The following is an 852-nucleotide window of genomic DNA, read 5'->3' on the forward strand; positions in this document are numbered from 1 at the left end:
TGTTCGGCTCGCGATCGCTCCTGTTGTAATTGTTGCTCGATTTCCAGGGGAGAAGAAAACGGCTGACCCTGGGGATGATAAAGTGTTAACGTCTCCTCGGACAACTCAAATCGAACTTGCAGGCGGGGACTCACCCAATTCTGCATTTCCTCAATCATAGCCAGACGATCGCCCGAACGGATACACCCGCTCAAATCATTGTTTTCCGGGTCATAAAGATAATATTCCTCCACCCCATAGTGTTCGTAAAATAACAACTTCCGAGTCAGTTCTCCCGGTCGGTTCCCCGGAGACAGAATTTCAAACACGACCTGGGGGGCGATCGCCTTTTCTTTCCACTGTTGGTAAGAACCCCGGTCTCCCTTCTCTACCCCAAACACCACCATAACATCCGGCGCTTGGCGTATCTTATTATTCCCTTCCACCGGATACCAGAGTAAATCCCCCGCTACAAACACATCCGCCTGTAGGGCAAATAACCACGCCAGATTGTGATATATGGTCATAATCCAGCGAAACTGAATCGTATTCTCCGCCATCGGTTTACCGTCAGAATCAGGATAGATAATTTCGTGCTGAGTTGCGATTTTTGGCTGAGAAACCATTGCTCATCTCCCTATAAACTCATAGGCGCGTTTCCCCTCTCTGGGAATATGATAACCCAATCCCAAGCCAATGCCAGGATTTCTGAGCATATGCCGAGTTACCATTAACAATATCCGCCCACATTCCCGGAGGAAATCTGATGCACAGCACCCTCACCCTGCGACTACCACCCTCCACCCTTCTCCACGTCACCCTTGAACAATTCCAGGCGATCGCCGCCGCCAACCCCGATTTAAGATTGGAACG

General features: G+C 50.0%; 1 protein-coding gene and 1 pseudogene. One reads left to right on the plus strand and one right to left on the minus strand.

Going from position 1 to position 852, the window contains the following annotated elements:
• Positions 1-605: Uma2 family endonuclease (locus tag P5674_RS25315; protein ID WP_006615826.1), on the minus strand; the 605-nt coding region annotated here is incomplete at its 3' end.
• A gap of 140 nt (positions 606-745) precedes the next feature.
• Between P5674_RS25315 and P5674_RS25320 the strand changes: the two are divergent.
• A pseudogene (locus tag P5674_RS25320) lies at positions 746-852 on the plus strand (Uma2 family endonuclease); the annotation flags it as partial.

It is taken from the genome of Limnospira sp. PMC 289.06 (assembly GCF_032350395.1).
Lineage (GTDB): Bacteria > Cyanobacteriota > Cyanobacteriia > Cyanobacteriales > Microcoleaceae > Limnospira > Limnospira platensis.